Raw genomic sequence first — 15,874 nt, 5'->3', positions numbered from 1 at the left:
ATTGGACGTTTTTTTTAACAAGTTCTTAAGATTTGTTGTTATTCTTCTTTCTTTTTTGGTTCTCTTTTGGCTTCTTTAAGTGCTTGCATAAGCATCCATTCAATCTGCCCATTGGTAGATCGAAATTCATCAGAAGCCCATTTTTCAATGGCTTTTAACATTTCTTCATTAATGCGGAGTGCAAAAGCTTTCTTCTTTGCCATGTTGTGTTTTTAATAGTGTTTTTTTGAAACGCAAAAAATGGTTGCAAAAATACAATTTCAAATTTCTTTTTAATTTATAGTAAAGAGATTATAAAGGTTAAAATATATACTATGGTAATAGTTATTACTTTTATCATCGTTAGTTGATTTTGTATTGATAGTTTTCTAATACATGTTTAGCTTCTCGTTTTTTTTTAGTTCCTATCAATAGTTTTTTGTTGTTTTTCAATTCTATTTGAATGCCAATGTTTCCAGAAATATTAATAGCTGTTCCTTTTCCTTTGTTCCAAAAAAAACCACCTTTTAATCCCCAGCCGCCATATTCACTAATTGGCTCGTATTTTCTAACATGTATTTTATTAATTTCTGTCCAAGTAATTTTTCTCATTGAAAGATGAAATGGGAAAAACTGGTAATGAATTCCAATTTCATCTATTCTAGTTGTTAATTTAAAGAAGAATATAAACGTAATAGATAAGGTGATACCAAGTAACGTTAATATAAACTCGGTTGAGCTCATAGTTGAACTTTCTTTCATGTACTCTTTTATAATAAGAGTTATAGGAAGAATTATACTTATTGTTATAAGAATAATTAACCATGATTGTGTAAACTGTTGTTCTTCTTTAAAAATTTTCATTCTATCGGTTTTTATCTCTTTCTAAAATAACTTCAATATTACCATCACTTACTTGATAAGTACTGGTAACTCGCCAACCTTGTTTAGCATAATTATTAATTTCATCTTCAAATTTTTGTCTTCCGTTAGACCAACTAAATTTTCGATGTATAATCTTGTATTCTTTCATTTTATTTGCCTTTATTAGTATTCATAGTCAACCCAATAGCTGCTCCAATCGCTATTCCTGTTGAAATTCCAATAGCAATATTGTTTAAAGCAACTCCTAATGCTGTACCTATAGCTATACCTACAGTAGTTCCTAAAATAATTTTATTTTCTTTATTCTTTTTTTTCATACTCTAATGATTTAAGGTTCCTGCATTTACTACTGGAGAAGCTTCTTTATCTCCACATAAAATAACCAATAAATTGCTAACCATCGCAGCTTTACGTTCTTCATCTAAATCAACAATTTCTTTTTTGCTTAGTTCTTCTAAAGCCATGTCAACCATATCAACAGCACCTTGCACAATTTTATGTCGAGCTGCAACGATGGCTGTAGCTTGTTGGCGTTTTAACATTGCACTTGCTATTTCTTGTGCATAGGCTAAATAACCAATTCGTGCTTCTAAAACCTCAATACCTGCAATAGCTAATCGTTCTTCTAACTCTTTTTCTAAAGCTTCACTTACTTCGTTTACACTAGAGCGTAATGTAATATCTTCTTCGTGTCCCTCATCAGCAAAATTGTCATACGGATACATACTAGCTAGTTTTCGTACAGCAGCATCTGTTTGTACACGAACAAAATTCTCATAATTATCAACATCAAAAGCAGCCTTATAGGTTTCGGTAACTCTCCAAACTAAAATGGTACTTATCATTACTGGGTTTCCTAGTTTATCGTTAACCTTTAAACGCTCACTATCAAAATTACTAGCCCTTAATGAAACAGTTTTCTTTTTGTATAATGGATTAGCCCAGTATAAACCATTTTGTTTTACAGTACCTACATATTTACCGAAGAATAATAGAACTTTTGAAGAATTAGGGTTCACTAAAATGAAACCTAATGCCAAAATAAATGCTAATACTGAAATTAATATAAATATTGGGTTTTCGTTTTTTACTGTTAAAGCGATTCCGCCAATAAAAAGAATAAGTACGATAAAAAACATTACATACCCATTTGCTGGTTTGATGATTTTTTCTGCTTTCATGTTTGTTTTATTTAAAGTGATATTAAAATGATATCATAAAGATATAAATTAAATTTTGTTAAATCCAAATTTTTGATGATTATATTTTATAATTTAGCTTCCGATTATAATTTAAACCATTCATGAAGACAAAATTTTTAATAGTACTAGCTGCATTGTTAGTGAGTATTTCGTCAATAGCTAACAACGAAGATGTTTGGGGACCAACAGGTCATAGAGCTACTGGAAAAATTGCAGAAAAACATTTGACTAAAAAAGCTAGAAAGAAAATTGAAAAATTACTACAAGGTGAGAGCTTAGCGTTTGTATCTACTTATGCAGATGAAATAAAGTCTGATAGAAAGAAATATGGTAAGTTTTATACTTGGCACTATGTAAATATGCCATTAGATGCTCGTTACGAAGAAACAGATAAAAATCCGAAAGGAGATATGATTACTGGCATTGAGCAATGTGTAAAAGTGTTAAAGGATGAAAATAGTTCAGCAGAAGATAAGCGTTTTTACTTAAAGATGTTAGTACACTTAGTAGGTGATTTACATCAACCAATGCATGTAGGACAGAAAGAAGATTTAGGAGGTAATAAAATTCAGGTTCAGTGGCATGGAAAAGGCTCTAACTTACATAGAGTATGGGATGAGGATTTAATTAATAAGTGGGATATGAGTTATGTTGAATTAGCTGATAATGCAAGAGACTTGTCTAAAGAACAAGTTAAACTAATTCAAAAAGGAACTGTGGTTGATTGGTTACATGATACACACAAGATTACTAAAGAAGTATATAAGTCAGCTGAGGTAGGGGAAAATTTACGCTATCGTTACTCGTATGTATATTTTCCTGTAGTTAGAGAACAGTTACAAAAAGGAGGTTTACGTTTGGCTAAATTACTGAATGAAATTTTTAGTTAGTACAACAAATAAATGATAATAAGAAAAAGCTCGGAAATACATTTTCCGAGCTTTTTTCTTGTTAATATTTAGTTAATTCTATTTTTTTAATACGATAATCAGTTAATTTTGAGAGAAATCGTTTTAAAAATGTTTAGAAGTAAATTCTTACTCATAATTATAGTAATTACTCTTTTTAGTGGAACAATAGCTAAAGCTCAGGTTAAGAATACAACCAAAAACAGTAAAATAACTACGTTAAATTACGAAGAGTTAAAACCTTTTTTACATAAAAATAATGATAAAACTTATGTAGTTAACTTTTGGGCTACATGGTGTATGCCTTGTGTAAAAGAATTACCAGCTTTTGAAAAGCTTTATAAGGAATATAAAAATAAAAATGTTGAAGTTGTTTTGGTAAGTTTAGATTTTTCTAAGCAAATAGAAACGAATCTGATTCCATTTATACAGAAGAAAAGGCTACAATCTAAAATACTTCATTTTGAAGATTCAAATGAGCAATTTTGGATTAGAGATATTGCTGATAGTTGGTCTGGAGCCATACCAGCAACCTTAATTTACAATAAGCAAAAGAGAAAATTTTATGAACGAACTTTTAGCTATGAAGAGTTACAAAACGAATTACAAACTTTTTTAAACTAAATAATTATGAAGACATTTAAAATAATATTAATGTTATTGGTAGTTGCAACAATTTCAGCATTTACTGGTGATAATTCTAGAGGCTATAAAGTAGGAGATGAAGCTTCAGATTTTACATTAAAAAATATTGATGATACCATGGTTTCTTTGTCAGATTATAAAGAAGCAAAAGGGTTCATCGTAGTGTTTACATGCAATATGTGTCCATATTCTGTAGCTAATGAAGATAGATTAATAGCTTTAGATAAAAAATATAAAAAGAAAGGGTTCCCAGTCATAGCCATTAACCCGAATGACCCAGAAGTATCGAAAGGAGATAGTTTTGAAGCAATGAAAGTACGTGCAAAAGAAAAAGGATTTACATTCCCTTATTTGTTTGATGAAGGACAAAAAGTATATCCAAAATATGGAGCAACTAAAACTCCTCATGTGTATGTTTTAAATAAAAAGAATGACAAGTTAATTGTTGAGTACATTGGAGCTGTAGATGATAGTTCACGTAATGAACAAAATGTAAAAGAATGTTTTGTTGAGAATGTTGTTGAGGCTTTGTTAAAAGGAGAAAAACCAACGAAAACCGATACTAGAGCAATAGGTTGTTCTATTAAAGATAAAAGAAACTGGTAATTGAATATAAAGATTAAAAAGCATGATAAATCCCGCGGTTTATGCGGGATTTTATTTATTAATACTATTTATTGCCTAATTTTATAATCAATAGCAAAATGAAACCAAGAAAATAATGAAGAAATTACTACTATCACTATTATTTATCAGTGCAACATTAACGGCTCAAACTATCGATTTGAGTTATTATTTACCAAAAGACGTTTCTTATAACCAAAATATTCCGACTCCAAAATCTGTTTTAGGACATGAAGTAGGAGAGTGGCATGTAACACATGATAAGTTGGTAGAATATATGAAGGCACTAGCTAAAGCTTCTGATAGAGTGGTGCTTGAAAATAGAGGAACAACTTATGAAGGAAGACCTTTAGTGTTGCTAACAATTACTTCCTCTAAAAACCATCAAAATTTAGAAGCAATACGAGAAAATCATATAAAAGCAACGAACAATGCTTCTGTTGATGTTTCTAATAGCCCAATTGTGGTGTATCAAGGTTTTTCTATTCATGGAAACGAAGCAAGTGGTTCAAATGCAGCGTTGGCAGCAGCCTATTATTTAGCAGCAGCAGAAGGACAGAAAATAGAGGAGCTACTAAATAATTCAGTTATTCTTTTTGATCCAGCAATGAATCCTGATGGCTTACAACGTTTTGCTTATTGGACTAATACGAATAAGGCAAATAATATTAATCCAGATCCGAATGATAGAGAATATCACGAAGTTTGGCCAGGGGGAAGAACTAATCACTATTGGTTTGATATGAATCGCGATTGGTTGCCAGTTCAACTACCTGAGAGTAGAGCGAGAATTAAAACTTTTCATAAATGGTTGCCTAATATTTTGACCGATCATCATGAAATGGGAACGAATTCAACCTTCTTTTTTCAACCAGGAATTCCTAGTAGAACCAATCCGTTAACTCCAAAAATGAATCAGGAGTTAACTAAAGAAATTGCTACGTATCATGCAAAAGCATTCGATAAAATAGGCTCAACGTATTATTCAGAGGAGAGTTTTGATGATTTTTACTACGGAAAAGGATCAACTTTCCCAGATATTAATGGAGGAATCGGAATTTTGTTTGAACAAGGAAGTTCTCGCGGGCATGCACAAGAAAGTGAAAATGGAATATTAACCTTTCCGTTTACAATTCGAAATCAGTTTACAGCAGCATTGTCAACACTAGAAGCTGCTAAAAATATGCGAACTAAAATCTTACAGTATCAACAAGGTTTTTATAAAAATTCAAGAAGCTCAGAAACGAAAAAAGCAATAGTGTTTGGTGATGAAAAAGATGCTGCAAAGACAAATTATTTAGCTGAGGTTTTACAACGTCATCAAATAAAACTCCATGAATTAAAAGAAGATTTTACATCGAATGGAAAACGCTTCAAAAAAGGGTATAGCTATGTCGTGCCAATGAATCAAAAAAATCACCGATTGGTAAAAGCAATGTTTGATGTACGAACTACATTTAAAGATAGCTTGTTTTATGATGTGTCAGCTTGGACGTTTAATCATGCGTTTGGAGTTGATTTTGCTGATAATGTGTCGTTATCAAAAGCAGGCACTGAGGTTACTAAATTACTTCCAAAACAAGGAACTATTCAACAAAAAAGTAGTGTGGGGTATTTATTTCCTTGGAATGAATATAACACTCCTAAAGCGTTAAATGCGATTTTAGAAAAAGGGTTGCGAGCGAAAGTAGCCATGAAGAATTTTGTGAATGACGGTAATTCGTACGACTACGGAACTATTTTTATACCAGCTCAAAATCAAGAATTAAACGAAAGTGAATTATTTAATTTTTTAGGTAAAGTAGCCAATGAGAATCATATTGAAATCAAAGGAGTATCTACAGGGTTGAATGAAGGAATTGATTTAGGAAGTAGAAATTTTGAGGCTGTAAAAAGGCAAAAAGTGGCGATGTTGGTAGGTAATGGAGTTACAAGTTACGATGCAGGAGAAATTTGGCATTTGTTAGACCAACGTTACGATATGAAAATAACAAAGTTAGATACACAGTACGCTACAAGAGTAAACCTTGATAAATATACGACGATTATTGTTCCAAATAGTCGCTCTATTGATAAGAACTTAGTAGAGAAACTAAAAGTATGGGTTCGTAATGGAGGAGTGCTAATCGGATATAGAAACACAGTAAACTGGTTATCAAACAAAGGATTTATTGATGTGAAGTTTAATAAAACTAAGATAGATTCTGTTAATAATGTATCGTTTGAAAATCGTTCATTACAATCAGGAGCACAGGTAATTGGAGGAGCAATTTTTGAAGCAAAGATTGATCGTTCACATCCAATCAATTTTGGGTATAAGAATGAAAAAATAGCATTATTTAGAAATACAAAACAGTTTATTCAACCTGATGCAAAGAGTTATAACAATCCAATTCAGTATACCAACAATCCTTTATTTAGTGGTTATATTTCAAAAGAGAACTTAAAAGAGTTGAAAAACACCGTTCCGTTTAAAGTAGGACGCTTAGGTAGTGGAAGAGTAATCGTTTTTACAGATAATACCAATTTTAGAGGTTTCTGGTTCGGAACTAACAAATTATTGATGAACGCTATTTTCTTTGGAAAGTTGATGTAGTGGTTTGTGTTTTTGTGTAGGTTTGATGGAGATTAATAGTACAATTATAAATAACGACTTTAAAATTATTAGTTTATTGAAAATAAATCAGTAGTGTATTAGCTGCTTAATTTTATATAAAAAAGATTAAGCAGCTATTATTTTATTAGTATTGTACTAGTTTTTATATTTGTGAGTAATATTTAAATAAGTGTTTTTTCTTTTTCCAATTAAAATCAATGAATCATTTTTTAATTCATAGTTAAAACTCAGTTCTATGGGTAACGTGTTTTTTCTGGAGTTATAATATTCTCGAATAGTACTCTTAGTTTCTTTAAGGTTTTCTTCTTTAATAGTCAATTTTTTTAAACTATCTTGAATAAAGTTATAGGCTCTATCAGAGTAATGTTTTACTTTAAACTTTAATTTTTTGTTTTTATCATCGAGCTCTATTTTTCCATAATAGAAATTATCAGATGTATCCCTAACCTTTATACTATTGTTAAATTCAATATAAAGTTTGTCAATTTTGGTTTTAGCGTTTCTTGGTGTAATTTCCCATACTCCAAAAAGCTCGTTTTTAACCATATATTCTTCTCTAAGGTTATTGATGTGTATATACCCGTATAGTATCATAGAAGGAATGATTATAAACTTTAACCAATAAAGAACTTTCATTTTAGCGGGTATTAATTCAGGAATAAAAGATTCTTTTGAAGTAGATTTTAAAAAATAGTTTGTTAAAGCTTTCCAATCTGAAAGTAAAAGGAAGAACCCCATTATTGTCAATCGAATTGACATAGGTTTTGCACCATCAATTTCATAAAAATAATTTATTAATAAGATATTCACCATAAAACTTAGAAAAAGTATGACTCCAATACGTTCAGTTTTTCTAAATAATAAGAGTAAAGCTGATGCTATTTGAGCGCCTGCGATGACTAATCCATAAGTTCTGGAATAACCATAATAATGCCAAGTAAGCATCAAACCATTAAAGCTATTTACATTCTCATCAATGGTTGAAGAAAAACCTAAATTAAATTGTGTTTTAAGGATTTTAGCAAATGCATAAGAAAACATTTGAAGGGCAATGTAGTATCTACAAAACATCCTCAATAGGTACAAAATATTCTTTTTCGAAAATGTCAATTTTTTTGAATTTAAATAGTTCTCAAATATATTGACATTTCTATATCACAACAAATAATTTTCTTTTAAAACAGTTTGCCTGCATAAGTAGAATATATTTTTAGTTTAAATAAACTTATAATGTTATTAAAATAATTGTAACAAAATTCTAATTAACTCGTCTTTTAAGTATACTAACTAAAAAAGTACTATGAGTTTATTAAGAGTTTTATTAGCAATTTTTTTTCCACCGTTAGCAGTTATAGGTAAAGGTTGTGGATCTATTATTATAGTGTTTTTATTAACACTTTGCGGATGGGTTCCAGGAGTTATTGCAGCACTAATTATATTAAATAACCCAAATTAGTTTTGTGTAATGTAGCAATTTGGTAATTTGAAAATGTATCAATAAAAAAACTCCAATTTGATGAAATCAAATTGGAGTTTTTTTATGGTCTATTCTCTAGTCTCTCTTTTCTCATTTCTAAGTTTCCTATTCAAGAACTTCTTCAATAATCTTTCCAGAACATCCATTAGGAAATTCTATCTGTAATAAATTAGAGATGGTAGGAGCGATGTCTACAATTTCATATTGCTGTTTAGAAGCACCTTGCTTAATTCCGTTTCCATAGAAAATCATAGGAATATGTGTATCGTATGAATATCCAGAACCATGAGTAGTTCCTTTTCTAGAGCTACTTGCAATAGTTGATGGATTAGGTACTAAAATAACATCACCTGAAAACTTTTGATTGTAACCGTTTTGTAATACATGTAAAATTCCGTTTGTAAACGTAGTAGTCTGCATGGTTCTAGCAGTTACAGACTTATAAATCTTTTTATGATTAATAGCTTCATCAGCAATAGTTTGTGCTACATTCTCGTAATTAAGGCTTAATTCTTTAATTTTATCTTTATTTAAGAAAACTTGGAAGTTAGAAACGTTTTCAATAATCTCGTCAGATTTAAAATGCTTTAAAGTAATCTCATTTAAAAAGTTTTTGAAAGCAACTGGCTTTACATAACCAGCAGGTATTTTTAAAGATTCTAAGTATGAAGGAACTTGTACAGCAGCATGATCAGCTGTTAGGAATAAGGTATAATTCCCTTTTCCAACCTGAGTATCTAAAAACTTAAATAATTCTGCTAAATCCTGATCTAAACGTAAATAAGTATCTTCAATTTCTTTAGAAGCAACTCCAAATTGATGTCCAACATAATCAGTTGAAGAATAGCTAACCGCTAAAAAGTCGGTATATGCTGATTTTCCTAAGTTTTCACCAACAATAGCTGCTTTAGCAAAATCGGTAGTAATAGAATTTCCTGCAGGAATTCCCTTAATAATACTGTAATTATTGTTACTCTTTCTTAAAGTAGGGATGTCGTGAGGAAAAACTGGTTTTTCTTCACCTTTAAAAGTAACCTCAAAATTGTTATCATCATCAATACTTTGTGTATACGTACTAATATCATATAAAGTTTCCCAAGGGGTACTTAAATATTCGTCTGCTTTTCCAGAAGCATTAAATTCTTGTACCCAACTAGGTAATTCATTTAAGTAAAAAGAAGAAGAAATCCATTGACCTTTATCACCACCATCAAACCAATAAGCAGCATTAGCAGTATGACCTGCAGGTAAAATAGCAGAACGATCTTTAATAGCAACACCAATGGTTTTACCATTCATGTTTTGTGCTAGTTTTAACTGATCAGTAACTGTTGTAGTTAACATTCTATAAGGAGACTTTTTACCTCCATCACTATCATTACCAACAGTATTGTAGTTATTATCATCAACACAATAAATACTTTTCTTTACATATTTATCGTACCAATAATTACCAATAATTCCATGGTGCGTAGGTGTGGTTCCTGTATATATAGAAGTATGTCCTACAGCTGTGTAAGTAGGAATATAATTGTAGTGTGCATTTTCTAAAGAATACCCTTCCCTTAGCAAACGTTTAAAACCATCATTTCCGTATCTATTAGCAAATCGAGTTAGGTAATCATAACGCATTTGGTCAATAACAACACCAACTACAAGTTTTGGTTTTTGGGTATTTGTTTTTTTGTTAACAGAGCAGCTTGTTAAACATATTATAGCTGCTAAAAAAGCTATTTTTCTCATTTTATTTTTTCAAAATTAAAACTCAAAGGTACATAAAAAGCAAGCTAAAACTTGTAAATAAGGCCATGAGTTAATGGTTTTTTAATACTTTAGCAAAAAAGAAAATATATTTCGTTTGATGAATTACATTGAGCATATAGGTAAATACTTTGCAATGCTAAAACAGGTTTTTTCAAAACCTCAAAGAGCAAGAGTATTTCGTGAAGCTTTGTTTAGAGAGATAGATGAGTTAGGGCACAAGTCAATAGGGATTATAGCCTTTATCTCGTTTTTTATTGGAGGAGTAATTGCCTTACAAACCGCTTTGAATTTAGAAAGTCCGTTTATACCAAAATCGTTGATTGGTTTTGCTGCAAAACGATCTGTAATTTTAGAATTTGCACCCACGTTTTGTTCTATTATTTTAGCAGGAAAAGTAGGTTCGTATATAACTTCAAGCATAGGAACTATGCGTGTTACCGAGCAAATTGATGCGTTAGAGGTAATGGGGATCAATTCACTTAATTATTTAGTGTTACCTAAAATAATAGCAACCGTTTTCTTTTATCCGTTTTTAATAATCTTAGGAATGTTTTTAGGAATTTTTGGAGGATGGGTAGCTGGAGTCTTATCAGGATTGTTTTCTGGAGCAGATTATATTACAGGGGTTCAAATGGATTTTGATCCGTTTTTAATAACCTACGCATTGATTAAAACAATAGTTTTCGCCTTTTTAATTGCTACGGTACCTTCATATCACGGATATTATGTAAAAGGAGGTTCGTTAGAAGTTGGTAAAGCAAGTACACAGTCGGTTGTGTGGACAACAGTACTTATTGTAATCGCAAACTATTTCTTAACCCAAATGTTATTAACCTAATGATAGAAGTAAATAATTTACATAAAGGCTTTAGCGGAGTTGAGATTTTAAAGGGAATTACAACCTCGTTTAAACCAGGAGAAACAAGTTTAATTATTGGTCAAAGTGGTTCTGGTAAAACAGTGTTTTTAAAATCCTTAATAGGTTTGCATACACCCGAAGAAGGAACGATTGTTTATGATGGACTAGCTAATGTTGATATGACGATAGAAGATAGGCGTCAATTTCGACAAGAATTAGGAATGGTGTTTCAAGGAAGTGCGTTGTTTGATTCACAAACAGTAGAAGAAAATGTAATGTTTCCTTTAAAAATGTTTACAAAGCAACCAGAAAGTGAAATGCTAGACAGAGTAAACTTTGTTTTAAATCGTGTAAACTTGGAGAACTCGAATAAAAAATTTCCAGCAGAGTTATCTGGAGGAATGCAAAAACGTGTGGCAATTGCACGGGCAATTGTTATGAACCCTAAATATTTATTTTGTGATGAGCCTAATTCAGGGTTAGATCCACAAACATCTATTGTTATTGACAACCTAATTCAAGAAATTACTGATGAGTATCAAATTACCACAGTAATAAATACACACGATATGAATTCGGTGATGGAAATTGGAGATAAGATTGTTTTTCTAAAAAATGGAGTAAAAGCATGGGAAGGATCTCATAAAGAAATCTTCAAAACAGATAATGAAGCAGTGGTAGATTTTGTGTATTCATCCAACTTATTCAAAAAAGTTAGAAAAGCATATTTAAATGATGTTTAGGTAACTTTCTGTTAACTAATGAGTAACAAAAAACACAAGAAATTTTTTAAAATAAACTCAAAAAAAAGTTTGTGGGAACAATAAAACCTTCTATATTTGCACCCGCAAACGCAGAAAAGCAAAAGCGAAAAATGACCGGGTAGCTCAGTTGGTAGAGCATCTCCCTTTTAAGGAGAGGGTCCTGGGTTCGAGCCCCAGCCCGGTCACTAGTACAGCTTCTCGATTTTACAGAGAAGCTTTTTTTAAAAAAGTTCTGGGGAGATTCCAGAGCGGCCAAATGGGACGGACTGTAACTCCGTTGTCTTACGACTTCGCAGGTTCGAATCCTGCTCTCCCCACAAAAACTCAATCATACCGATTGAGTTTTTTTGTTCTTGAGACAATTTTGTTTAATCTTTTTTGTTTTTAATTAAACAAAATATGTATTTTTGCTAGGCCTTAAATATTTTGATATGAGAAAAGCGTTGATACTCTTAGTTTTACTTCAATCGTTAGTGGGAATGTCTCAAAGCGAAGGAGAAATATCAGGGAAGGTTATCGATTCTAAAACACGAGAAACACTTCCTTTTGTTAATGTTTTGGTATATGGAACAAAAATAGGAGCAGTTTCAAATGAAAAAGGAGAGTTTACATTGCGTAATGTTCCTTTAGGTTATAATAAGGCACAAGCCTCGTTTGTAGGTTACAAAACGTTAATTTCTGACGAGTATTTAGTAACGAAAGATAACTCGCCTTATATAACTCTAGAGTTAACTGAAGATGCAACACAGTTAAATGAGATTCAAATACAAGCACCACTATTTAAAGAGTCTGTAGATAGTCCATTATCACTTCAAAGTTTAGGAATTGCTGAGATAGAAAAGAACCCAGGAGGAAACAGAGATGTCTTAAAGGTTATTCAATCTTTTCCTGGAGTAGCTTCAAACCCTGGATTTAGAAATGATATTATTATTAGAGGTGGAGCAACTTCTGAAAATAAATTTTATTTAGATGGAATTGAAGTTCCTGTAATTAATCACTTTCAAACACAAGGAGCTACAGGAGGACCTGTGGGGATTATGAATGCAGATTTAATTCGTAAGGTGGACTTTTATTCAAGTGCGTTTCCTGCCAATAGAGGTAACTCTTTAAGTTCTGTTATAGAATTTACTCAGAAGAACGGAAATCCAACATCATTAAATACGAGAGCCACAATTGGAACATCAGATGCTGGAATTACCTTAGATGGTCCATTGGGAGAGAATACAACCTTTATGTTTTCTGCTCGACAATCGTATTTACAATTCTTGTTTAAGCTGATAAAACTCCCCTTTTTACCAACTTATAGTGATTTTCAAGTAAATGTTAAGTCGCAATTATCAAAAAACAGTGAATTATCAATAGTTGCTTTGGGAGCTATTGATGATTTTGAAATTAATAAAGAAGTAAACGATGGTGAAACAGATTTAGAAACCATTAAAAGAAATAAAGTTATTTTAAATTCAGTTCCTGTAAACAGTCAATGGAATTATATGGTAGGAGCAAGTTATAAGTATTTTGCTCCAAACTCAACACACTTGGTTGTGCTTAGTCGAAATGAATGGAAAAATAAGGCAGTAAAGTATTTTTTAAATGAAGAAATACCAGCAAACTTACTGTTAGATTACTCATCAAAAGAGATAGAAAACAAGTTGCGGTATGAAAACAGTTTTAAAAGTGCTAACAAGATTGATTTTAACCTAGGTTTTAATCTAGAAACAGCAAGATATACAAATAGTAACTATCAGAAAAATGCCAATTCAGATGGAGTAATTATCTACGATTTTAATTCAGCGATTGATTTTGTTAAATATGGAGTTTTCGGACAAGTATCAAAAAGGTATTTAGACGAAAAACTAGGTGTTTCTTTTGGTTTTAGAATGGATGGAATTGATTATAATGCAACGATGAAGAATCCATTCAATCAGTTTTCACCAAGATTATCATTGAGCTATAATCTGTCTGAAAAATGGATGATAAGCTCTTCAGTAGGGCGATATTATCAATTACCTTCTTATACAGTATTAGGATATAAAAATGATGTAGGCGAATTTGAGAATAAAAAAGGATTGAAGTATATACAATCAGATCATTTTGTAAATGGATTAAGTTATAAGCCTAATACAAGCTCAAAAGTTACTTTTGAAGGGTTTTATAAAGGATATAAAGGCTATCCATTTTCGTTAAGAAATCAGATAAGTTTAGCAAACTTAGGTGCTGACTTTGGCATCATAGGAAATGAAGCAGTGAGTTCAACATCTGAAGGTCGAGCGTATGGATTTGAGTTATTGGCACAGAAAAAATCATATAGCGGACTGTATGGAATAGCGTCGTATACTTTTGTGAGAAGTGAGTTTAAAGATGCACAAGGTGGATATATTCCTTCAACATGGGATAATAAACACTTGTTAACAATTACAGCAGGAAAAAAACTAAACAGAAATTGGGAAATAGGAACTAAGTTTCGATTAGTTGGTGGTAAACCTTATACACCATACGATTTAGACGCTTCTTCTTTAAAAGATAATTATGATGTGCAAAACGGCGGAATTTTAGATTATACCAAACTAAACACAGAAAGATTAGATACGTATGCACAACTAGATATACGTGTAGATAAAACATGGTTCTTAAAAAAAGCAGCCATAAACCTATATTTAGATGTTCAAAATATATATGCTAGTAGCTCTAAACAGCAACCATTTTTATTACCTACCGAAGATGGAAATGGTCGAGTAACCGATCCTAACGATAGTTCTAGGTATTTGTTGGAAGAAATAGAAAGTACTACAGGAAGGGCCTTACCACGTATAGGAGTTATTGTAGATTTTTAACACTTTTCAAGTTTAATAATCTTTTAAAAAGAGTAAATTGCTAGCTTAAATTATCATAAGATTTTTAAACATGAAAAAAATTCTATTAGGAGCAGCATTAACTTTTTTAAGTATAATTTCAACTTCAGCACAAGAGTATCAGTTTTCAACAGTAAAAGATATTGAAGATACTGAGGTAAAAAGTCAAGGAAGAACAGGAACATGTTGGAGTTTTTCTACGACCTCTTTTTTAGAATCGGAAATTATTAGATTAACAGGTAAAAACATCGATTTATCTGAAATGTACACGGTTCGTAATACGTATTCTGATAAAGCAAATAATTACTTATACCGTCAAGGAAAAGCACAATTTAGTGAAGGAGGTTTAGCACATGATGTAATTAATTCAGTAGAAAAATATGGGTTAGTACCTGAGCAGGTTTTTACTGGTTTAGATCTTGGACAAGATAGACACAATCATGCAGAAATGATTGCTGTATTAAAATCGATGTTAGATGCTTACATTAAAAACCCAGCAGGAGAATTAAGCCCAAAGTGGAAGCAATCGGTAGAAAGTGTTTTAGATGTGTATTTAGGAAAAAACAAAGAGGAGTTTACTTTTGAAGGGAAAAAATATACACCAAAATCGTTTGCAGAGTATGTAAAAATAGCTCCTTCAAACTATGTAACAATTAGTTCTTTTGAGCATGCAAAAAAATACGATCAATTTATTTTAAATATTCCAGATAATTTTTCAAATGGAGCATTTTATAATGTTTCTTTAGATGAATTAGTGGCAATAACTGAAGATGCAATTAAAAAAGGATATACAGTAGAGCTAGATTGTGATGTTTCAGAAAAAACATTTTCATCAAAAAATGGAGTTGCTGTAATTCCTGCAAGTAGTACAGAAAATAAAAAAGCGTTGACAGAAATTGTAGAAGAAAGAACAATCACACCAAGTTTACGTCAATCAGAATTTGAAAATTTTAACACTACTGACGACCATTTAATGCATATCGTAGGTTTGGTAAAAGACCAAAAAGGAAATACTTATTTTAAAGTAAAGAATTCTTGGGGTAAAAACCAAGGAAACAAAGGGTATGTATATATGTCAGTTCCTTATTTTAAATTAAAAACAATATCTGTTTTATTACATAAAGACGCTGTTTCATCGAACTTGAAAAATAAGTTAAAGATTTAATAGCTTTTAAACATTACTATCCAGTTTGGTAGAACTTCAATAGTAAATATAGGGCTTTGGACAATATTCCAAAGCCCTATGTTTTTTTGTTTTGCAGCCAAATATGGTTTGCACTTACCTTAATAACCTACTGAAA

Annotated in this window: 16 protein-coding genes and 2 tRNA genes; 11 read left to right on the top strand and 7 right to left on the bottom strand. The window is 31.2% G+C overall.

Features of this window, described 5'->3' with window-relative positions:
• Positions 1–38: 38 nt before the first annotated feature.
• The 5 genes from ACQYZ7_RS12190 to ACQYZ7_RS12170 all read right to left on the bottom strand — a co-directional run bounded on the left by ACQYZ7_RS12190 (position 39) and on the right by ACQYZ7_RS12170 (position 2,045).
• Positions 39–203, bottom strand: coding sequence for an Arc family DNA-binding protein (locus ACQYZ7_RS12190; RefSeq protein ID WP_408028052.1), 165 nt, complete (start codon positions 201–203; stop codon positions 39–41).
• A 139-nt stretch (positions 204–342) separates the two neighbouring features.
• A complete protein-coding gene (locus ACQYZ7_RS12185) occupies positions 343–843 on the bottom strand; it encodes a hypothetical protein (RefSeq protein WP_430730011.1) in 501 nt (166 codons plus the stop codon).
• A 1-nt stretch (position 844) separates the two neighbouring features.
• On the bottom strand, positions 845–1,012 hold the full coding sequence (locus ACQYZ7_RS12180) for a DUF4177 domain-containing protein (RefSeq protein ID WP_115900479.1): 168 nt from the start codon (positions 1,010–1,012) through the stop codon (positions 845–847).
• Between the two features lies 1 nt (position 1,013).
• On the bottom strand, positions 1,014–1,181 hold the full coding sequence (locus ACQYZ7_RS12175) for a hypothetical protein (protein WP_430730010.1): 168 nt from the start codon (positions 1,179–1,181) through the stop codon (positions 1,014–1,016).
• Between the two features lie 3 nt (positions 1,182–1,184).
• On the bottom strand, positions 1,185–2,045 hold the full coding sequence (locus tag ACQYZ7_RS12170) for an SPFH domain-containing protein (protein ID WP_430730009.1): 861 nt from the start codon (positions 2,043–2,045) through the stop codon (positions 1,185–1,187).
• A 122-nt stretch (positions 2,046–2,167) separates the two neighbouring features.
• On the opposite strand from ACQYZ7_RS12170, the gene ACQYZ7_RS12165 reads away from it, so the two are divergent.
• The 4 genes from ACQYZ7_RS12165 (at position 2,168) to ACQYZ7_RS12150 (ending at position 6,839) form a co-directional block, all read left to right on the top strand.
• Positions 2,168–2,956 (top strand): S1/P1 nuclease, encoded by a 789-nt coding sequence (locus tag ACQYZ7_RS12165; protein ID WP_430730008.1) that lies wholly within the window; start codon positions 2,168–2,170, stop codon positions 2,954–2,956.
• Between the two features lie 129 nt (positions 2,957–3,085).
• Complete coding sequence (locus tag ACQYZ7_RS12160) at positions 3,086–3,598, top strand: TlpA disulfide reductase family protein (RefSeq protein ID WP_430730007.1); 513 nt, start codon at positions 3,086–3,088, stop codon at positions 3,596–3,598.
• 6 nt (positions 3,599–3,604) lie between these two features.
• A complete protein-coding gene (locus ACQYZ7_RS12155) occupies positions 3,605–4,225 on the top strand; it encodes a thioredoxin family protein (protein WP_430730006.1) in 621 nt (206 codons plus the stop codon).
• A 115-nt stretch (positions 4,226–4,340) separates the two neighbouring features.
• Positions 4,341–6,839: a M14 family metallopeptidase gene (locus tag ACQYZ7_RS12150; protein ID WP_430730005.1), complete on the top strand. Its 2,499-nt coding sequence runs from the start codon at positions 4,341–4,343 to the stop codon at positions 6,837–6,839.
• Between the two features lie 156 nt (positions 6,840–6,995).
• On the opposite strand, the gene ACQYZ7_RS12145 is transcribed toward ACQYZ7_RS12150, so the two are convergent.
• Positions 6,996–7,901, bottom strand: a complete 906-nt coding sequence (locus ACQYZ7_RS12145) for a hypothetical protein (RefSeq protein WP_430730004.1) — start codon at positions 7,899–7,901, stop codon at positions 6,996–6,998.
• Positions 7,902–8,160: 259 nt separating this feature from the next.
• Between ACQYZ7_RS12145 and ACQYZ7_RS12140 the strand changes: the two genes are divergently transcribed.
• Positions 8,161–8,316, top strand: coding sequence for a YqaE/Pmp3 family membrane protein (locus ACQYZ7_RS12140; RefSeq protein WP_073184478.1), 156 nt, complete (start codon positions 8,161–8,163; stop codon positions 8,314–8,316).
• Positions 8,317–8,442: 126 nt separating this feature from the next.
• On the opposite strand, the gene pafA is transcribed toward ACQYZ7_RS12140, so the two are convergent.
• Positions 8,443–10,080, bottom strand: coding sequence for an alkaline phosphatase PafA (gene pafA / locus ACQYZ7_RS12135; protein ID WP_430730003.1), 1,638 nt, complete (start codon positions 10,078–10,080; stop codon positions 8,443–8,445).
• Between the two features lie 118 nt (positions 10,081–10,198).
• Between pafA and ACQYZ7_RS12130 the strand changes: the two genes are divergently transcribed.
• The 6 genes from ACQYZ7_RS12130 (at position 10,199) to ACQYZ7_RS12105 (ending at position 15,738) form a co-directional block, all read left to right on the top strand.
• Positions 10,199–10,939: an MlaE family ABC transporter permease gene (locus tag ACQYZ7_RS12130; protein ID WP_430730218.1), complete on the top strand. Its 741-nt coding sequence runs from the start codon at positions 10,199–10,201 to the stop codon at positions 10,937–10,939.
• Entirely contained in the window at positions 10,939–11,703 is a 765-nt protein-coding gene (locus ACQYZ7_RS12125) for an ABC transporter ATP-binding protein (protein WP_430730002.1), read from the top strand. The genes ACQYZ7_RS12130 and ACQYZ7_RS12125 overlap by 1 nt, the downstream gene beginning before the upstream one ends.
• Before the next feature lie 133 nt (positions 11,704–11,836).
• A tRNA-Lys gene (locus ACQYZ7_RS12120) sits at positions 11,837–11,909 on the top strand.
• A 49-nt stretch (positions 11,910–11,958) separates the two neighbouring features.
• Positions 11,959–12,041: transfer RNA gene (locus ACQYZ7_RS12115), tRNA-Tyr, on the top strand.
• A gap of 114 nt (positions 12,042–12,155) precedes the next feature.
• Entirely contained in the window at positions 12,156–14,555 is a 2,400-nt protein-coding gene (locus ACQYZ7_RS12110) for a TonB-dependent receptor (protein WP_430730001.1), read from the top strand.
• A 70-nt stretch (positions 14,556–14,625) separates the two neighbouring features.
• Entirely contained in the window at positions 14,626–15,738 is a 1,113-nt protein-coding gene (locus tag ACQYZ7_RS12105) for an aminopeptidase C (protein ID WP_430730000.1), read from the top strand.
• Positions 15,739–15,874: the final 136 nt, after the last annotated feature.

It is taken from the genome of Tenacibaculum sp. SDUM215027, assembly GCF_050566205.1.
Lineage (GTDB): Bacteria > Bacteroidota > Bacteroidia > Flavobacteriales > Flavobacteriaceae > Polaribacter.
Note: the sequence above shows the minus strand (reverse complement) of the source record. Positions and strands in the feature narration are given on the sequence as shown.